Genomic DNA, 15635 nt, shown 5'->3' on the forward strand with positions numbered 1-15635 from the left:
AAACCCTGAAAACATGCGGGTTTGAGTGCATAAACATACAGTTGAAATAATAGAAAACCAAGTCATTGACAGCCTCTAAAAAGAGATATATATTATGGAAAGGTTCATTTCAGAAAGCTTCATCAAAAGGCGCCGTCTTTTGATTTTTATTTTGTCCAACGACTGTCTTCTTTCGTGTAGAAAGAGGGTTTTTTATATGCTTAGAAAAGGAGGAAAGAAGAAATTGAAAAAATGTGTAAAAGATATTGCAATGATTCTAGTTGGTTCTTTTTTATTTGCTGCAGCTGTGAACATGTTTGTCATTCCACTTGAGTTTGGTGAAGGCGGCGTAACGGGGCTGTCCATCATTTTCTACTATATGTTTGAGATTGCGCCGTGGCTGACAAACCTTGTGTTGAATGCGATTTTATTACTTGTGGGGTATAAATACTTGGACAAGAAGACCACGATCTACACAGTGGTAGCTGTCGCAAGTAACTCTCTATTTTTACATTTGACCACTACATGGGTGGTGAATGTCCATGAATTGATCATTGGTTCTATTTTCGCAGGGATCATCATTGGGATTGGCATTGGTCTTGTTTTAAGAGCGGGCGGTACAACAGCGGGATCTGCCATTCTTGGCCGAATTGCGAATAAGTATCTAGACTGGAACGTGAGCTACGCCATCTTGTTCTTTGATCTAATCGTTGTTTTTGCTTCTTACTTTATTATTGGTGCGGAAAAATTAATGTTTACGATTGTGATGCTGTATGTGGCGACTAAGGTGATGGATTTCGTCATAGAAGGGCTTAACACGAAAAAAGCGGTCACGATTATTTCTTCATGCAAAGATGATATTGCAGAAGAAATCAATCACACCTTGGATCGAGGCGTGACCATTTTAAACGGTCGCGGTCATTATTCGAAGGAATCGAAGGAAATTCTCTATGCAGTCATTCAAAAACAGGAGCTGATGCGTTTAAAGAAAATCATTAAGAAAATTGATCGAGACGCATTCGTTGTTGTCCATGACGTGCGTGATGTGTTTGGAGAAGGATTTGTGAATATATAAAAGTGAAAGGCCCTGTGGGGGTCTTTTTTTTATGCTTTTACAAAATAAATACCTCTTGTCACATCATACTATGTATTGTATAGTATAAATAGTTAGGAGTTGTAAACATGAATGCACAACTAAAAAAAGGATTACTGGAATTCTGTGTACTGGCGGTATTAAAGAAAGGCGATTCCTATGGTTATCAAATGATTAAAGATATGTCCCATTGTATTGAGATTTCAGAATCGACATTATATCCGATATTAAAGCGATTAGAGCAAAACAATTATGTGGAGACCTATTCACAGGAACATAACAGTCGATTAAGAAAATACTACCGGATGACAAAGAACGGACGGGAGCATATCGCGCAATTTTTAGCGGAATGGGATCAAGTGATGGCGATTTACGACTTTATTTCTGGAGGACAGAGCAATGAATAAAAAAGAATTTTTAGCCAGCTTGGAGAAGCATCTGCATCGTCTAGGCGAAAAAGAAAGTGATCGGTTCATCGAGTATTACGATGAAATGATCGAGGATTATCAGGAAGATGGCTACAGTGAACAGGAGGCAGTTCATCAAGTCGGTCAGCCTGCCATCATCGCTGAAGGGATTATGAAGGAACAAGGAATCAAAACCGTTCAGGTGCCGACGTTTGGAGAAAAAGCCACAAGACTCTCCATCCTCATTTTGGGCTTTCCGTTATGGGGCAGTATTCTAGCAACAGTCTTCCTGCTGTTTCTTTCTGTGTATATGGTGATTTGGTGCATTCCACTCGTGACAGGTACAATGACGCTAGTTGGTCTGCTCGGCGGTTTTTGGAGCATCATTGGTTCACCGTTTATTTTTCAAGACGGTTTGCATGTGGTGGTGACGCAGATCGGAGTTGGGATTCTTCTATTAGGTGTCGGATTATTAAGCGGCATAGCCACGGCGTATTTAACAAAGCTATTTGTGCAAGGGACTGTTCAAACCACTAAGGCATTCATGGGAATGTTTAAAAAGAAGGTCGTGAGAGTATGAACGTGAATGATTTAAAAAAGCAATGCATCAAATGGGGGATCATCTTCACCGTTGCCGGAGGAATTGTCATGGCAATTGGTTTTGGACTTTCAGGCTTTGACCTAGATGCATATCAAAACAATGACCAGTACAATGTGTTTCGCACGATCAATTGGAGCAAGCCATAAATGAAAGACCCGCTTATGCGGGTCTTTTTTTCGCTCTGGCAACAAAGAAAAAATAACAGCAGAGTGCGCCAAGGTCACAGAGCATAATAATCAGCCCCATTGGAAAGGCAGTCTGGCTTCCAGCTAAGCCGACAAGGGGTGTCATGCAAGCGCCTAGCAGCATTTGCGCCACACCGATGAGGGCAGCGGCACTTCCAGCATGTGCGCCGTGATGCTGCATCGCAAGAGATGGTGCAGAGGTGCCGACAATCCCAACGCTTGAGACCACAAAAAAGAGCGGAATGAGAATGCCATACAATCCTGCATCAATAGAGATCATCACACACAAGGTGACGCCTCCTAAAGCAGCTGTCAGCAGCCCGATGCGAAGGACTTTCTCCTCACCAATTTTCGCAGCAACGCGGGCAAATACTTGTCCGGCTGTGATGATGCCAAGACTATTCACCGCAAAGGCAGCACTGAAGCCTTGCGGAGAAAGGTTGAAAATCTCCTGCAATACAAACGGTGATCCAGAGATATACGCAAACATGGCGGCGAAGACAAGTCCTTGTGAGAGAGCATATCCGACAAAGAGTCGATCGCTCGCTAGAATTTTCATCGCACCTAGGATCTGTTTGAAGCCTCCAGTCTGTCTACGTTCCACAGGTAAGCTTTCTTTCAATGAAAACATCGATCTTAGGAGCATGAGCGTCCCGAGGATTCCTAGCAGAACAAACACTCCCTGCCACGTCGTGAACCGTAACATTTGTCCGCCCACGATCGGTGCCGCTGCAGGAGCCACTCCGTTGACTAACATGAGCAAAGCAAAGAATTTCGTCATTTCTGAGCCTTCATAATGATCTCTCACGATGGCTCGTGCAATAACAATGCCTGCTGATCCAGCAAGTCCTTGAATCAGTCTTAAAAGAATGAATGTCCAAATTGATGTGACCACTGTACATAAAAGAGAGGCCGCAATAAAAATGATCAATCCAATCATGAGCGGCTTTCTTCTGCCGACTGTATCACTGATTGGACCTGCAATGAGCTGTCCAAGCGCAAGTCCAATCAAACAAGCCATGAGACTTAACTGAGACAGCGCCGTGCTTGCTTCAAAGTCACGGGCGATATTAGGTAAAGCAGGTAAATACATATCCATTGCCAGCGGTGCAAGGGCTGTTAAAGAGCCAAGAAGCGCGGCAAGGAGGAATCGATTTTTTTTCGATTCTTGGGGATAAGATAAAGAATTCATATGATGCCACTCCTCGTATATGTCCTCAAATCAGCATAATGAATCAAGCTTTCCATTTCAATCAAAATTTTCAAAGAAGTTTTCGTGCAAAATCATTGATCTTTCGAAGGAGACTCTTTACATTGAATGAGTAGAGAAAAGAATCAGGTCATCGGCATGCAGTGATTGCATGATACGTATATCCATTCATAGACAAACAGGAGGTGCTGGCATGGAGCAGCAAGAGTTGATCATTCGTCAAGCGGTGAGTGAAGATCATGAGGCGATCACACATGTGCTGATCAAATCATACGCACAGTATGAGCCTCAATTTACAGAGGAAGGCTGGCAAAATTATTCTGCAGCCCTGCGAGCGGCTGTAGATAACCCAAACATGGAGTTGATGCTTGTGGCCGAGCTTGAGGGCAAGGTCGTGGGGACACTTCAAATGTTCCGATCATCAGAACAGGCATATGACAAGCCGGAGATGGGCATTACTTCAGCGATTGTCCGGTTTTTAGGGGTAGATCCTGATGTGAGAGGAAAAGGTATTGCAGAGTCATTGTTGCGTAAAAGTATAGAACTGACGCAATCGTGGGGCGAGAACGTCCTGTACCTTCATACGTCGGATAAAATGCAGGCCGCCATTCGTTTATATGAAAGAATGGGCTTTGAACGGGCGCTTGATAAAGAATTTGTGAATCAAAATGGGACGCATGTGAAGAGCTATCAGTATGTGATTAAAAAAGAACAGCCGGCTGGCTCATAACATACACCGAATAAGAAGAGGAAGAGTATGTCCTGCATGGACGGGACTCTTCCTTTTTCTCATGACACCCATACGTTCAGTGCCATATATGAAAAGCACCAGGAGATTAACCCGAACATGACAAAGAATTTCAACACATGTTCATAAGGGGTCAGCTTTCGATCTCTTTTCGTTTTCACAAGCCGCCAGTAAAGGGCATAGCCACAAAAAACCAAGATGATTTGTCCGAGTTCTGCTACGGTTTCGATGATTGTGATTCCGTTCATTTGTTTTCACCTCACCATATGTCTTCCATAGGCAGCAGCAGTGAACCTTTATTTCTTCAAAGGAAAGCAGTGTATACTAGAATAAGAAGTAGATGCAGAAGGGGTTGTGACCGATTGTTTCCGCTATATGCAAATTCTTGGGATGACGTCATTGAGAGAAAAATCAAATACGATGATCAGGTTGTGGAACATACGTGTCAGCTGTTAGACGCACAGGAGCAGCAAGTCGTGTTGTTTCATAAAATTCAAGAACCATTTACAATGGTTGCTGGTGATGGCACTGTCACGATTCCAAAAGGGAGTTATACGACCGCCTATTATTGGACGGACCGACCTTACAATGTCTATTTTTGGCGGGATGATCAAGGCAATGAACTTGGCTCTTATTTGAATATCGTCAGACATACATGGTTTGAAGAACGAGCGGTTGTTTTTGAAGATTTGTTGATTGATCTACTCGTTCTTCCGAATGGTGATTTCTTTGTTTTGGATGAAGATGAACTGCCGGAGAGTTTAGCTTCCTTTGAACACGGCTCTGTTCAACGAGCACTACATGATGTCATCCATTCGTTAGCGCACATCCTCGATCAAGTGAGGCTGGATGCGAAAGGGAAATATCATCACACCCTGTTTCAGAAGATGTTGAAATAGAAAAAACGATTCCTTGCTGAAAGGAATCGTTTTTTTATCAAACCTTGATCCGGTTGATTCGTTTTTGTAAATCAGTTTTTGTTTTAGATGCTTTTAGTTGTTTGACCGCACTTTGAGCGGTTGCTTTTGTTTTCTTTGTTCGTTTGGCTTCCGCTTTTTTTACTTTTTGTTTGGCATCTGTCACTTTCTTTTGATAGGCGACTTGTTTTTTGACTTTGTCGAGCCGGTTTTGCAGGCTTGTTTTTTCTTTGCCTTTGGATAGCTTTTTAATAGCCGTTTGGGCACTTTTAATCGAGCCTTGGGTTTTACTTTTTTCAGCTGATTTGACCTTCGCTCGTGCGTCACGAATATCAATGGCTGTTTGGACTTTTTTGACTCGGTCAGTGAGTGCGGTTTTTTGCTTGCTGGCAGTTAGTCTGCCAATTTTCGTTTTGGCTTGATCAACATCTGTCTGTTTTTTAGATGTTTCGGCTGTCTTGACTGCGCTTGTCGCAGCCTTTAAAAAGGTTGACTGCGGCACATATTGCACGCGGCCATAGCCGAATTGTGGATCTTTTCCTTTTGCGCCAAGATCCACTGTATAGCTGCGCAATAAAGTGCGGAGCTGAACATTTGTTTTCTTAGGATGTAGCTGTTTTAAGAGCGCCAGCATCCCTGTGACATGCGGTGCCGCTTGTGATGTACCCGTGGCATACCAATATTCATTTTTCAAATAGGTACTGATGACGTTCTCGCCGGGAGCGGAAAATTCAATTCCTTTCCCCGTATTAGAGATGGAGGCGAGTTTGTCTTTGTCTGTCGTTGCGGAAACAGCAATGACGCTATTGTATGCGGCAGGATAACTAATCCCATTCTTCTTTCCATCATTTCCACTTGCAGCAACGACCAGCAGTCCTTTTTTGTATGCTTCATCAACTGCTGAACGTAAAATCGGAATGTTATCTTCAAAAGCTAGACTTAGGTTGATGATGTCCATCTTATTGCTAATCGCCCAATCAATGCCTCGGAGCAGACTGTATAAGTCGCCCTCTCCTTTTTTATCTAATACTTTTACAGAATACAGCTTCACACCAGAAGCGACGCCGACCGTACCGTAATCATTATTGAGCGCCCCAATTGTACCGGCGACATGTGTTCCATGTCCTTCATCATCTTTGTAAGAAGACGTGTAATCGACGAATGATTTACCGCCGGCTACCTTTAAATCTTCATGTGGGAAAATACCAGTATCGAGAACGGCTACTTTCACATTTTTCCCTGTCACACCTTCTTTGATTGCTTGCTTTACATTGAGCTTCTGCAAGTTATAAGATTTTTGTACCAAAGCATCCTGGCCAGTAGCAGCAGCCGTTTTTTTCATGGTAGCAGCAGCGAGTTTGATCCTAACGTTTTTTGAAACATAAGCGATGTTCGGGTCTTTTTTAAGTGAGGTGACAGCTTGCTCATCTGCTGTCACTGCTACAGCTGGAAGATGTATGTATTGAGCGTTCACTTTTTCACTTTCTTGAATAGCCGTCTGTTTTCCTTTTTGATTTTTATAGACGATGATGACATCTGTTTCTTTTGGTGGTGCAACTGCCTGCGAATGGAAGGGCAAAGCAGTTGTCAAAGCAAGAAGAAACGCGATGACCACGACGATTTTCTTTTTCAAGGCAATGGCTCCTTGCATATGAGGTGACCTCCGTCTTTTTTTCTTTATTATATCGGAGAAATAAGATAGATGGTTAGAAGAATCATAGTCTAGAAAGAAAGTTTTTTTCACACGTATCCCGAAATTGAATTTCATAGAATTCTAGTAGACAATAGAGAGATCATAATATGAGAAAGAAGGACATGCCGATGAATGTAAAAGAGTATATGACGTATGATGCGACGGGACTGGCGTCACTTGTGCAGAAAAAGCAGGTCACGCCCGAAGAGCTTGTACAAGCTGCATTTGCTAGATTGGAAGAAGTGAATCCAGTACTAAATGCGGTGATTCAGACAAGGCGAGATCAAGTGTTCAAAGACATGAAGTCACTAGATGCGGATCAGCCGTTTGCTGGTGTTCCGTTTGTGTTGAAAAATATATCGCAGGGGCTGGAGCATGAACCTTTGACGGCGGGTGCTTTGCTGTTAAAGGATGTAAAGGCGCAAACAGATTCCCACTTTGTCCGTCGATTGAAGCAGGCTGGGCTCCTCATGATCGGTCATACGAACACACCTGAATTCGGATTGAGAAATGTGACAGAACCCTTTTTATATGGTCCGACGAGAAACCCTTGGAATGCTGACTATTCTCCGGGCGGTTCAAGCGGCGGGACGGCAGCAGCTGTGGCAAGCGGCATCGTACCGGCGGGTGGAGCGAGTGATGGCGGAGGGTCTATTCGGATTCCGGCATCCTTTACTGGTTTATTTGGACTCAAGCCAACAAGGGGGAGAACACCGGTCGGCCCGGGTGCAGGAAGGCAGTGGCAAGGAGCTTCCATTGACTTTACGCTCACAAAAACAGTTCGAGACAGTGCAGCCCTGCTTGATTTGCTTCAAGTCATTCAGCCAGAGGCTGCGTTCCAAACGCCATTATATGACGGTAGCTATCAGGAGGATTTGGTGAAACGAACCTCTTCTATGCGAATTGCTTACAGTGTAGACTCTCCAGTAGGCACGAAGGTGAGTGAGGAAGCAAAGCAGGCAGTCTTGAACACTGTGAAATGGCTGAGTGAACAAGGGCATCAAATAGAGGAAGCGAAGCCGGACATTGATGGTGTCCATCTGATGCAGCAATATTATGTCATGAACAGCGGTGAAATGTCTGCCTTATTTACCTCTCTGGCTCGTTCATTCGGGCGTCCGGTGAAGCCTGAGGAGACAGATATTGTGGCATGGGTACTGGCGGAAGCAGGAAAAAATGTGACAGCTGCTGCTTATACAGAAAGTCTTGATGCATGGGATATGGCCGCTGCAAAAATGGCCGCATTTCATCAAACCTACGATCTATATGTGACCCCAGCTACTGCCTATTCGGCTCCAAAGGTTGGCGAGCTGATGCATAACGATCAAGAAATTGCTGCATTGTTACGTGTGTCATCCCTTTCAATGCAAGCACAGCAGGATTTGATTTATGAAATGTTCCTCAAGAGTTTGACCTATACACCATTTACACAGATGGCTAACCTAACCGGCCAGCCATCTATGAGTGTTCCAGTTCATCTCACAGAAGCAGACATGCCTTTAGGCGTACAGGTGACAGCACCGAAAGGAAAAGAGGACTGGCTGCTCAGACTGGCGTCAGAAATAGAATCATCCTCATTATGGAAAGGAACGCATCCATTACTGAATCAATAATACAATGGCATCGACGTTGGTCTATGGAGGAAAGGAGTGTCACACGTGAGTACGAAGGACAAAATCATTCAAACGGCCGCACTTCTTTTACGTAAACAGGGGTATCATGCGACAGGGTTGAATCAAATCATTCGAGAGAGCGGCACGCCGAAAGGATCTCTTTATTATTACTTTCCAAATGGAAAAGAAGAGCTAGCCATAGCAGCCGTTGAATATATGAGTCAAAGGGTCATCGATCAAATTGAAGCAAGCTTTGCCTATTCTGATGACCCATATGTCGCCGTCGATCATTTTATGACAAATATTATTCGGGGTTTTATGGAGCAAGAAAGTGAAAGAGGGATACCGATTGTCTTACTGGCGGCAGAGTCAAAACCTGAACATACAAAACTTCATGCTGCATGCAAACAAGAAATGATCCGCTGGCAAGAGCTTGTCAAAGAAAAGCTGATGAATAGCGGATATGATGAAATAAAAGCGGATGAGCGGGCATCTCTCCTTCATTCAATGGTCATCGGCGGATTATCAATGACTACTGCATTAAAGCAAACGACACCTTTAGAGCACGTAAAATGTTACCTTAGACACTTATTTATGCGAGAAGAGTAAAATCTCTCGCATATTGCCTATCTATTATATCAATTGGTCTATATAATAAAGATAGTCAATTAGTCATGAGGAGTGATGGGATGTCGGAGCAACCACAATCGATCAAGCAATCCGAAGATACCTCTTTTTATACCGTGTCCGGTTCGGGGGAGCTGTATGGTTTGGAAAATCAGCTTGTACATGTGCTGGCAGAAGCAAATCAAACAAATCAACTGTTTGAGCTTGTCTTAATCACAGGTGGGAAAGGTGCTTACTTTCCGCTGCATTGTCATGAGACGCTATTTGAAACCATCTTTGTGCTGGAAGGGAAGCTGGAAGTGATACTGGACGGTAAAAAGTATATGGTGACGGCCTGCGATTATATTCATATTCCGCCCAAAACAATTCATGGCTATAGAATGCATAGTCACAAAACAAGGTTTATTTCTTATACACTGGGCGGGCAAATGACAGATGTCTATCAGCAAATCGGAAAGAGGCTGTTGCAGAATGAATGGCCGATGACTGATCACCCATTTGATGCAGACAGCTTTCATCAGGCTGAAAAAGAAAGCGATATCATATTGATGCACGGCATTAGGGAGCTATCCAATACAACCAAGCCAGCTGTTTTGTTTCATAGTCAGCTCCCGCGCGCAGTGCAGCCATATGTGCTGGAGGCTGGTGAAGGAAAGCAATACATGGTCGAAGGTCAGCTTCATGAGCTGATTGCGACAACGGAAACAACAGGAGACGGATTTAGTTATTTTGTGATTGAAGGGACAAAGGGAAAAGGGTTACGTTCGCATTATCATGAAATGCATACAGAAGCACTTTATTGTGTTGAAGGCAGAATCAATCTTCAGTTAAACGGAGAAAATATTTGCTTGATGCCAGGGGATTTTGCCTATATTCCTCCGAATACCGTTCACTCGTATGAATTCGTGTCTCATTCAAATAAAATGTTGGTTTTGCTGCTGCCTGGCTATATTGAGCAAGTGTTTGAACAATTTGAAGAAGCACAAAGTCCAGGTATGTGCCCTTATTTTATACAGGAAGGGGACATGATGGAGGATGGGGAGACCTCTGCTCAGTATGATTTGGTGTTTGTCGAAGAAAAATAGCTGTGTAACGCGTTACACAGATTTGAATAAACAGCCTGTCGAATCAATCGGCGGGTTATTTTGTTTTCCCTTGTGGAACAGCATCCCTATTCATATGTATGAACCATCCATTCAAGGTGAAGCTATAGACATGATGACCTTAGCTAAAGGAGGAAATGCAGATGAGAGCTGTCACCTATCAAGGGAAAAGCCGCATTGCGGTGAAGGAAGTAGCTGCGCCATCTATTCAAGATCGTGAAGATGTCATCGTTCGGATAACATCTACAGCTATTTGTGGGTCAGATTTACATTTATATCAAGGGAATTTCCCGCTTCCTATCGGCTATGTGATTGGGCATGAACCGATGGGGGTGGTAGAGGAAGTCGGGCCGGATGTCACTGCGGTGAAAAAGGGAGATCGTGTCGTTATTCCATTTACCGTGGCGTGTGGTCAATGCCAGTATTGCCATCACCATTTAGAAAGTCAATGCGATCACTCAAATCCTCATTATGATTCAGGCGGACTTTTTGGATACAGTGAGAAATATGGGAATTACCCCGGAGGACAGGCTGAATATTTACGTGTGCCCTTTGGAAACTATACACCATTTAAGGTGCCGGATGATTGTGAGCTAGAGGATGAACAATTGCTGTTTTTATCAGATGTTCTGCCAACTGCTTATTGGAGTGTAGAACACGCAGGTGTAAAAAAGGGGGATACAGTCATTGTGCTGGGGTGTGGACCTGTTGGGTTAATGGCACAGCAATTTGCTTGGCAAAAGGGCGCAGAGCGGGTCATTGCTGTTGATTACATTGACTACCGTCTACATCATGCAAAACGAATGAGCGGCGTAGAAGTATTTGATTTTACAGAAGACCCTGACATGGGAGAAACCCTAAAGGAGCTCACAAAAGGCGGGGCGGATGTTGTCATTGATTGTGTGGGGATGGATGGGAAAAAGTCACCGCTTGAAAAGATTGAACAGAAGCTCAAGCTGCAAGGCGGAACGATAGGGCCCATTCAAATTGCCACAAAAGCCGTGAGGAAATGCGGGACTGTTCAGCTGACGGGTGTGTATGGAGGTCTTTACAATATGTTCCCATTGGGTGCTTTTTTCGCAAGAAACGTCACGCTGAAAATGGGACAGGCACCGGCGAGAGGGTACATGTCAAAGCTTTATCAAAAAGTGACAACCGGGGAAATTGATCCTAAAGCGATCATCACACATCAATTACCGCTAGATGATGCAGCTCATGCGTACCACATATTCAATGAAAAACAAGATGATTGTATAAAAGTCATCTTAAAGCCATAAAAAGAAGGCTTAGGATATTTCCTAAGCCTTTAATGTGCGCTCGTCCATCATTTTTTCGATTAATTCAAAAAATGTTTTTTTATCTTCTTCTGATAGGTGATTGAACAGTTGATTGACAAGCAGCTGACGATTGTCGATCATTTGTCTGGCGATTTGTTCACCTGATTCAGAGAGTGTAATCCATACCGTACGGCGGTCATTGTTATTTCTAGAGCGGATAATCAGCCCTTCATCTTCTAAGTGATTGAGAGCGGTTGTTGTTGCGGAGGGAGATAATGAAACTTCCTGCAGAATATTTTTCACAGTACATGATTGATGGCGGTAGATGATGCGTAAAATAAACCCTTTTACATTCGTGACGTTTTTGGGGATATTCTCTTCATCTATTCGTTTCGTCGCCTTTAAATACTTTGTCAGTGCATGGTCTAACAAACTTGCCTCTAGCTCGAAATGTTGCATTCTCCATACCTCTTTTCCTATTGCATTCGCATTTTCCGATCAATTACTAGGTCTATCTTATCATAATAAGCATCATCATTTAAACCAAAATGGAAGACGGATATAAAATTACCTATATTATCAATTAATAAAAGGAACAATTCCAAAATGAAATGATTTTACTTTCACCTCTTTTTATTTTAGAATGTGAATGAGATAAAATCTGCCAATCCAATTCACTGGAAATTGGCTATTGGACATCAAACGTTTGGAGATGAAGATATTGAATACTTTACAGGCATTACTAAACGACAGAATGGAACGCTCTTCACAAATTGAAGCGGTAACTGGCGGAGGTGTGTCTTATACATTTGAAGAATATGCAAAACGCATTGATCAGCTGGCGCATTACTTACATCGTAAAGGAATTCGAAAAGGTGACCGGGTTTGTTTTATTTGTCAAAACCATCATCACTTTTCTACGATTATGCTGGCAGCCATTAAAGCAGGTGCAGTCGCCGTACCGCTTAGCTGGCAGCTTACCTCTTTTGAGCTAGAAGGTATCTTGAAAAAAGCAGAGCCAAAAGCTTTATTTTTTGACCGTGAATTCCGTGACATCATTGCGGCAGTGAATGTGTCTTTAGAAGATTGTCTCATGGTGGAATCTGGTGTCAATGCGAAAACAACACAGCTGTTTGAAGACATATTGGCGTCTAATGATGGAAGTGATCTTGCTGAAGAGGTATCAGAAGAGGATTTGGCCATGATTTTATTCACTTCAGGTACAACAGGCAATCCAAAAGGTTGTATGGTCGGACATGGGCGAATCTATCAATTTTTAACAAGACATGGGAACCGAGGATTTGATCTGAGAGGAAAACGGTACTTGGCAAGTCATCCGCTGTATCATATGAGTTCAATTAATCACCTGATTGCAGCTGCAATTGAAGGGTATACGTTAGTCTTCTTACATGATGCAACGCCGAAACGCATTTTAGAAACAATTGAGAAAGAAAGAATTACGTTTATGATGGCTTTCCCATCAGCTTACACGTACATGCTAGAAGAAATGAAGCGCGGTTCTTACGATCTCTCATCTTTTGAAATTGCAATTTCTGGCGGTACGAAGGTACCGGTACGCTTAATTAAAGATTACAAAGAAGTAGGCATTCAGATGATGCATGGCTATGGAAGTACAGAAGCGTGGGTTGTGAGTGCGTGGCATCCAGCGATGGGCGAGGATAAAATGGGCTCTGCTGGTAAAGTGGATCCGGATGTAGAAGTCAAAATCGTGCATCCTGAGACAGAGGAGGCGCTGCCAGCTGGAGAAATTGGCGAGGTCGTCATGAGAAGCCCATTTTATTTCTTAGGCTACTATCATCAACCTGAAGCGACAGAGAAAGTGCTCAAAGATGGCTGGTTCCATATGGGGGATGCAGGCTATCTGGATGAAGACGGTTTTCTTTACATCACAGGGAGATACAAAGATGTGATTCTATACGGTGGGGATAATATTTATCCTGACCAAGTGGAAGAGGTCATTGATCAAATTCCAGGTGTAATTGAATCTGCTGTCATTGGGGTACCAGATGACTTATATGGTGAAGTACCAAGTGCATATATCGTAAAAGACGAATCTGTCGATTTCTGCGAAGAAGATGTGTTGAATTACTGCAAGGAACGTTTAGCAGATTACAAAGTGCCATCCATTCATTTCACGCACGATCTGCCAAAAAATAAACTTGGTAAAATCATGAAGAAAGATTTACGTGAATTGGTTGTGAATGCGTAGGACCTATTCTGCTATAATGAAATTTGAATGATTTTTTTGTTTTTCTAACGTTTTGGAGGGAAAGGGTTTGCGACATATACTTCGTAAGAAACACATTCACGATTTGTTAGAACAGAGCAGACAGCAAAAGGTAAAGAAAACACTGGGCGGGCTCGATCTCACGCTCCTTGGCATAGGGGCTGTGATTGGGACGGGGGTCATGGTGTTAACCGGAATTACAGCAGCTAAGGATGCAGGACCGGCTGTTATTTTCTCCTTTGCGATCGCAGCGATTGTGTGCAGTTTAGCAGCACTTTGTTATGCAGAAATGGCTTCCGCGCTGCCTGTGTTCGGCAGTGCGTACATTTATTCATATACCACAATGGGTGAACTCGTAGGTCATCTCATGGGATGGACGTTATTATCTGTTTATATGCTGACTGCTTCAGCTGTAGCGAGTGGCTGGTCGAGTTATTTTAACAGCCTGCTGGAGGGGTTTGGAATCTCAATTCCACATCAATTTTTAGCTGGTCCAGAACAAGGCGGATTTATGAATTTGCCAGCAATTATCATTGCTTTACTCATTGCGTGGATCCTATCTAGAGGAACGAAAGAAAGTAAAAAATTCAATAATATCATGGTGTTTGTGAAACTTGGCATTATTGTTCTTTTCATTGTAGTAGGTGGTTTTTATGTAGAGCCAGCCAATTGGCAGCCGTTCATGCCGTTTGGTACGGAAGGGATTATTGCTGGAGCCGCTGCTGTGTTTTTTGCCTTTTTAGGATTCGATGCCATTTCGGCTTCTGCAGAAGAGGTGAAAAATCCACAGCGGAACCTGCCAATTGGCATTATTGGTTCATTGCTCATTTGTACGATCATTTATATTGTCGTTTGTTTGGTCATGACAGGCATGGTGCACTATACGAAGTTGAATGTGACAGAGGCAATGTCTTATGTACTGCAAAGTGTCCATCAACATAGCGTGGCTGGTATTATTTCTGTCGGTGCTGTGATTGGATTGATGGCTGTGATTTTCGCCAATAATTATGCGGCAACTCGAATTGCTTTTGCGATGGGGCGGGACGGGCTCTTGCCTAAAGTGTTTTCAAAAACAAACAAAAGTGATACACCTGTTGCCAGTATATGGGTGATTGGCGGGATGACAGCTGTTATTTCAGGGTTTATTGATTTGAAGGATCTGTCTAACCTAGCCAATATCGGTGCATTATTAACGTTTGCGATGGTGAGTTTATCCGTACTCATTTTGAGAAAGACACATAAACAGCTAGAAAGGGGATTCCGGGTTCCATTTGTACCGGTTTTGCCAATTATCTCGATGGGCTGTTGTGTGTTTCTGATGCTCAATTTACCAGGCCGGACATGGCTGTACTTCGGGGTTTGGCTGATGATCGGTGTCGTCATGTACGCAGCATATTCTAACAAACACAGTGAATTAGCGAAATCTGCTTGAGAAAAAGGTGCAAATCCGTTGACGATTTGTGCCTTTTTTCATACGATTTGGGATAAGCTATATAAGAGATAATGAACGGAACAAGAGGAGGATGAGGGAAATGATCAGCGTTAGTCCTTATATTGTCGTAGAAGACGTCAAAGAATCTCTTCAATATTATCAAGGAATTTTTGGCGGAGATATTCGTATCTTAAATGAACATCAAGACCGTGTATTGCATGCTGAGCTACACCTTGGAGAATCACTGCTCCACTTTTCAGATACATTTGGCCGCACACCAAAACCGGAGAATCTTCGATTGATCATGCAGTTTGACAATGAGGAAGAGTTAAAGGCTGTATACGAGGCGCTTGAAGCTGACGGAGATGTCCTTGTAGAATTACAGGATACGTTTTTTGGCGCACTTCATGGACAAGTACAAGATCGGAAGAATGGTCTGATATGGGTGCTGAATTATATGAAATAAATAAAGACCTTCACCCTTGTGAAGGTTTTTTTGTGA

Annotated in this window: 17 protein-coding genes; 13 read left to right on the top strand and 4 right to left on the bottom strand. The window is 43.1% G+C overall.

Annotated elements, in window-relative coordinates; translation table 11 throughout:
• Positions 1-223 precede the first annotated feature (223 nt).
• The 4 genes from NST01_RS01465 to NST01_RS01480 all read left to right on the top strand — a co-directional run bounded on the left by NST01_RS01465 (position 224) and on the right by NST01_RS01480 (position 2226).
• Complete coding sequence (locus tag NST01_RS01465; protein WP_025206673.1) at positions 224-1054, top strand: YitT family protein; 831 nt, start codon at positions 224-226, stop codon at positions 1052-1054.
• A 107-nt stretch (positions 1055-1161) separates the two neighbouring features.
• Positions 1162-1479 carry a PadR family transcriptional regulator gene (locus NST01_RS01470; protein ID WP_025206674.1) on the top strand — a complete coding sequence of 106 codons (318 nt, stop codon included), beginning with the start codon at positions 1162-1164 and terminating at the stop codon, positions 1477-1479.
• Positions 1472-2059 (top strand): DUF1700 domain-containing protein, encoded by a 588-nt coding sequence (locus tag NST01_RS01475; protein ID WP_017366536.1) that lies wholly within the window; start codon positions 1472-1474, stop codon positions 2057-2059. Before NST01_RS01470 ends, NST01_RS01475 begins: the two co-directional genes overlap by 8 nt.
• Entirely contained in the window at positions 2056-2226 is a 171-nt protein-coding gene (locus NST01_RS01480; protein WP_017360401.1) for a hypothetical protein, read from the top strand. The genes NST01_RS01475 and NST01_RS01480 overlap by 4 nt, the downstream gene beginning before the upstream one ends.
• A 13-nt stretch (positions 2227-2239) precedes the next feature.
• On the opposite strand, the gene NST01_RS01485 is transcribed toward NST01_RS01480, so the two are convergent.
• The gene (locus NST01_RS01485; protein ID WP_148780765.1) at positions 2240-3457 is read right to left on the bottom strand and encodes a multidrug effflux MFS transporter; all 1218 of its coding nucleotides are present in this window, start codon (positions 3455-3457) and stop codon (positions 2240-2242) included.
• 211 nt (positions 3458-3668) lie between these two features.
• Here NST01_RS01485 and NST01_RS01490 point away from each other — a divergent pair, with 211 nt between their 5' ends.
• Complete coding sequence (locus NST01_RS01490; protein ID WP_008342165.1) at positions 3669-4205, top strand: GNAT family N-acetyltransferase; 537 nt, start codon at positions 3669-3671, stop codon at positions 4203-4205.
• Positions 4206-4264: 59 nt separating this feature from the next.
• Here the strand turns inward: NST01_RS01490 and NST01_RS01495 are convergent, their stop codons facing one another.
• Positions 4265-4471 carry a hypothetical protein gene (locus NST01_RS01495; protein ID WP_008342164.1) on the bottom strand — a complete coding sequence of 69 codons (207 nt, stop codon included), beginning with the start codon at positions 4469-4471 and terminating at the stop codon, positions 4265-4267.
• A 114-nt stretch (positions 4472-4585) separates the two neighbouring features.
• Between NST01_RS01495 and NST01_RS01500 the strand changes: the two genes are divergently transcribed.
• Entirely contained in the window at positions 4586-5122 is a 537-nt protein-coding gene (locus tag NST01_RS01500; protein WP_113747535.1) for a DUF402 domain-containing protein, read from the top strand.
• Positions 5123-5159: 37 nt separating this feature from the next.
• On the opposite strand, the gene NST01_RS01505 is transcribed toward NST01_RS01500, so the two are convergent.
• Positions 5160-6773, bottom strand: coding sequence for a S8 family peptidase (locus tag NST01_RS01505; RefSeq protein ID WP_235672455.1), 1614 nt, complete (start codon positions 6771-6773; stop codon positions 5160-5162).
• Between the two features lie 188 nt (positions 6774-6961).
• On the opposite strand from NST01_RS01505, the gene NST01_RS01510 reads away from it, so the two are divergent.
• From NST01_RS01510 to NST01_RS01525, 4 genes are all read left to right on the top strand, one after another.
• A complete protein-coding gene (locus NST01_RS01510) occupies positions 6962-8446 on the top strand; it encodes an amidase (protein WP_326114639.1) in 1485 nt (494 codons plus the stop codon).
• Between the two features lie 45 nt (positions 8447-8491).
• Complete coding sequence (locus tag NST01_RS01515; protein WP_008342160.1) at positions 8492-9055, top strand: TetR/AcrR family transcriptional regulator; 564 nt, start codon at positions 8492-8494, stop codon at positions 9053-9055.
• An 80-nt stretch (positions 9056-9135) separates the two neighbouring features.
• Positions 9136-10158 carry a quercetin 2,3-dioxygenase gene (locus NST01_RS01520; RefSeq protein ID WP_046526606.1) on the top strand — a complete coding sequence of 341 codons (1023 nt, stop codon included), beginning with the start codon at positions 9136-9138 and terminating at the stop codon, positions 10156-10158.
• Positions 10159-10319: 161 nt separating this feature from the next.
• Entirely contained in the window at positions 10320-11453 is a 1134-nt protein-coding gene (locus tag NST01_RS01525) for a zinc-dependent alcohol dehydrogenase (protein ID WP_046342536.1), read from the top strand.
• A gap of 21 nt (positions 11454-11474) precedes the next feature.
• On the opposite strand, the gene NST01_RS01530 is transcribed toward NST01_RS01525, so the two are convergent.
• Positions 11475-11912, bottom strand: a complete 438-nt coding sequence (locus NST01_RS01530; RefSeq protein ID WP_007498406.1) for a MarR family winged helix-turn-helix transcriptional regulator — start codon at positions 11910-11912, stop codon at positions 11475-11477.
• A gap of 262 nt (positions 11913-12174) precedes the next feature.
• Between NST01_RS01530 and NST01_RS01535 the strand changes: the two genes are divergently transcribed.
• The 3 genes from NST01_RS01535 (at position 12175) to NST01_RS01545 (ending at position 15599) form a co-directional block, all read left to right on the top strand.
• On the top strand, positions 12175-13683 hold the full coding sequence (locus tag NST01_RS01535; RefSeq protein ID WP_251186009.1) for a class I adenylate-forming enzyme family protein: 1509 nt from the start codon (positions 12175-12177) through the stop codon (positions 13681-13683).
• A 67-nt stretch (positions 13684-13750) separates the two neighbouring features.
• Positions 13751-15133, top strand: coding sequence for an amino acid permease (locus tag NST01_RS01540; RefSeq protein WP_251186008.1), 1383 nt, complete (start codon positions 13751-13753; stop codon positions 15131-15133).
• A 100-nt stretch (positions 15134-15233) separates the two neighbouring features.
• Positions 15234-15599, top strand: coding sequence for a VOC family protein (locus NST01_RS01545; protein WP_008342155.1), 366 nt, complete (start codon positions 15234-15236; stop codon positions 15597-15599).
• Positions 15600-15635 lie beyond the last annotated feature (36 nt).

The organism is Bacillus sp. FSL R7-0166, assembly GCF_038008935.1.
GTDB classification, from domain to species: Bacteria; Bacillota; Bacilli; order Bacillales; family Bacillaceae; genus Bacillus; species Bacillus altitudinis.

Bases quoted from the DNA above. Each gene is read 5' to 3' on its own strand.
- NST01_RS01545 (WP_008342155.1), top strand. From the start codon at position 15,234: ATGATCAGCGTTAGTCCTTATATTGTCGTAGAAGACGTCAAAGAATCT.
- NST01_RS01525 (WP_046342536.1), top strand. From the start codon at position 10,320: ATGAGAGCTGTCACCTATCAAGGGAAAAGCCGCATTGCGGTGAAGGAA.
- NST01_RS01480 (WP_017360401.1), top strand. From the start codon at position 2,056: ATGAACGTGAATGATTTAAAAAAGCAATGCATCAAATGGGGGATCATC.
- NST01_RS01530 (WP_007498406.1), bottom strand. From the start codon at position 11,912: ATGCAACATTTCGAGCTAGAGGCAAGTTTGTTAGACCATGCACTGACA.
- NST01_RS01490 (WP_008342165.1), top strand. From the start codon at position 3,669: ATGGAGCAGCAAGAGTTGATCATTCGTCAAGCGGTGAGTGAAGATCAT.
- NST01_RS01475 (WP_017366536.1), top strand. From the start codon at position 1,472: ATGAATAAAAAAGAATTTTTAGCCAGCTTGGAGAAGCATCTGCATCGT.
- NST01_RS01510 (WP_326114639.1), top strand. From the start codon at position 6,962: ATGAATGTAAAAGAGTATATGACGTATGATGCGACGGGACTGGCGTCA.
- NST01_RS01495 (WP_008342164.1), bottom strand. From the start codon at position 4,471: ATGAACGGAATCACAATCATCGAAACCGTAGCAGAACTCGGACAAATC.
- NST01_RS01520 (WP_046526606.1), top strand. From the start codon at position 9,136: ATGTCGGAGCAACCACAATCGATCAAGCAATCCGAAGATACCTCTTTT.
- NST01_RS01485 (WP_148780765.1), bottom strand. From the start codon at position 3,457: ATGAATTCTTTATCTTATCCCCAAGAATCGAAAAAAAATCGATTCCTC.
- NST01_RS01470 (WP_025206674.1), top strand. From the start codon at position 1,162: ATGAATGCACAACTAAAAAAAGGATTACTGGAATTCTGTGTACTGGCG.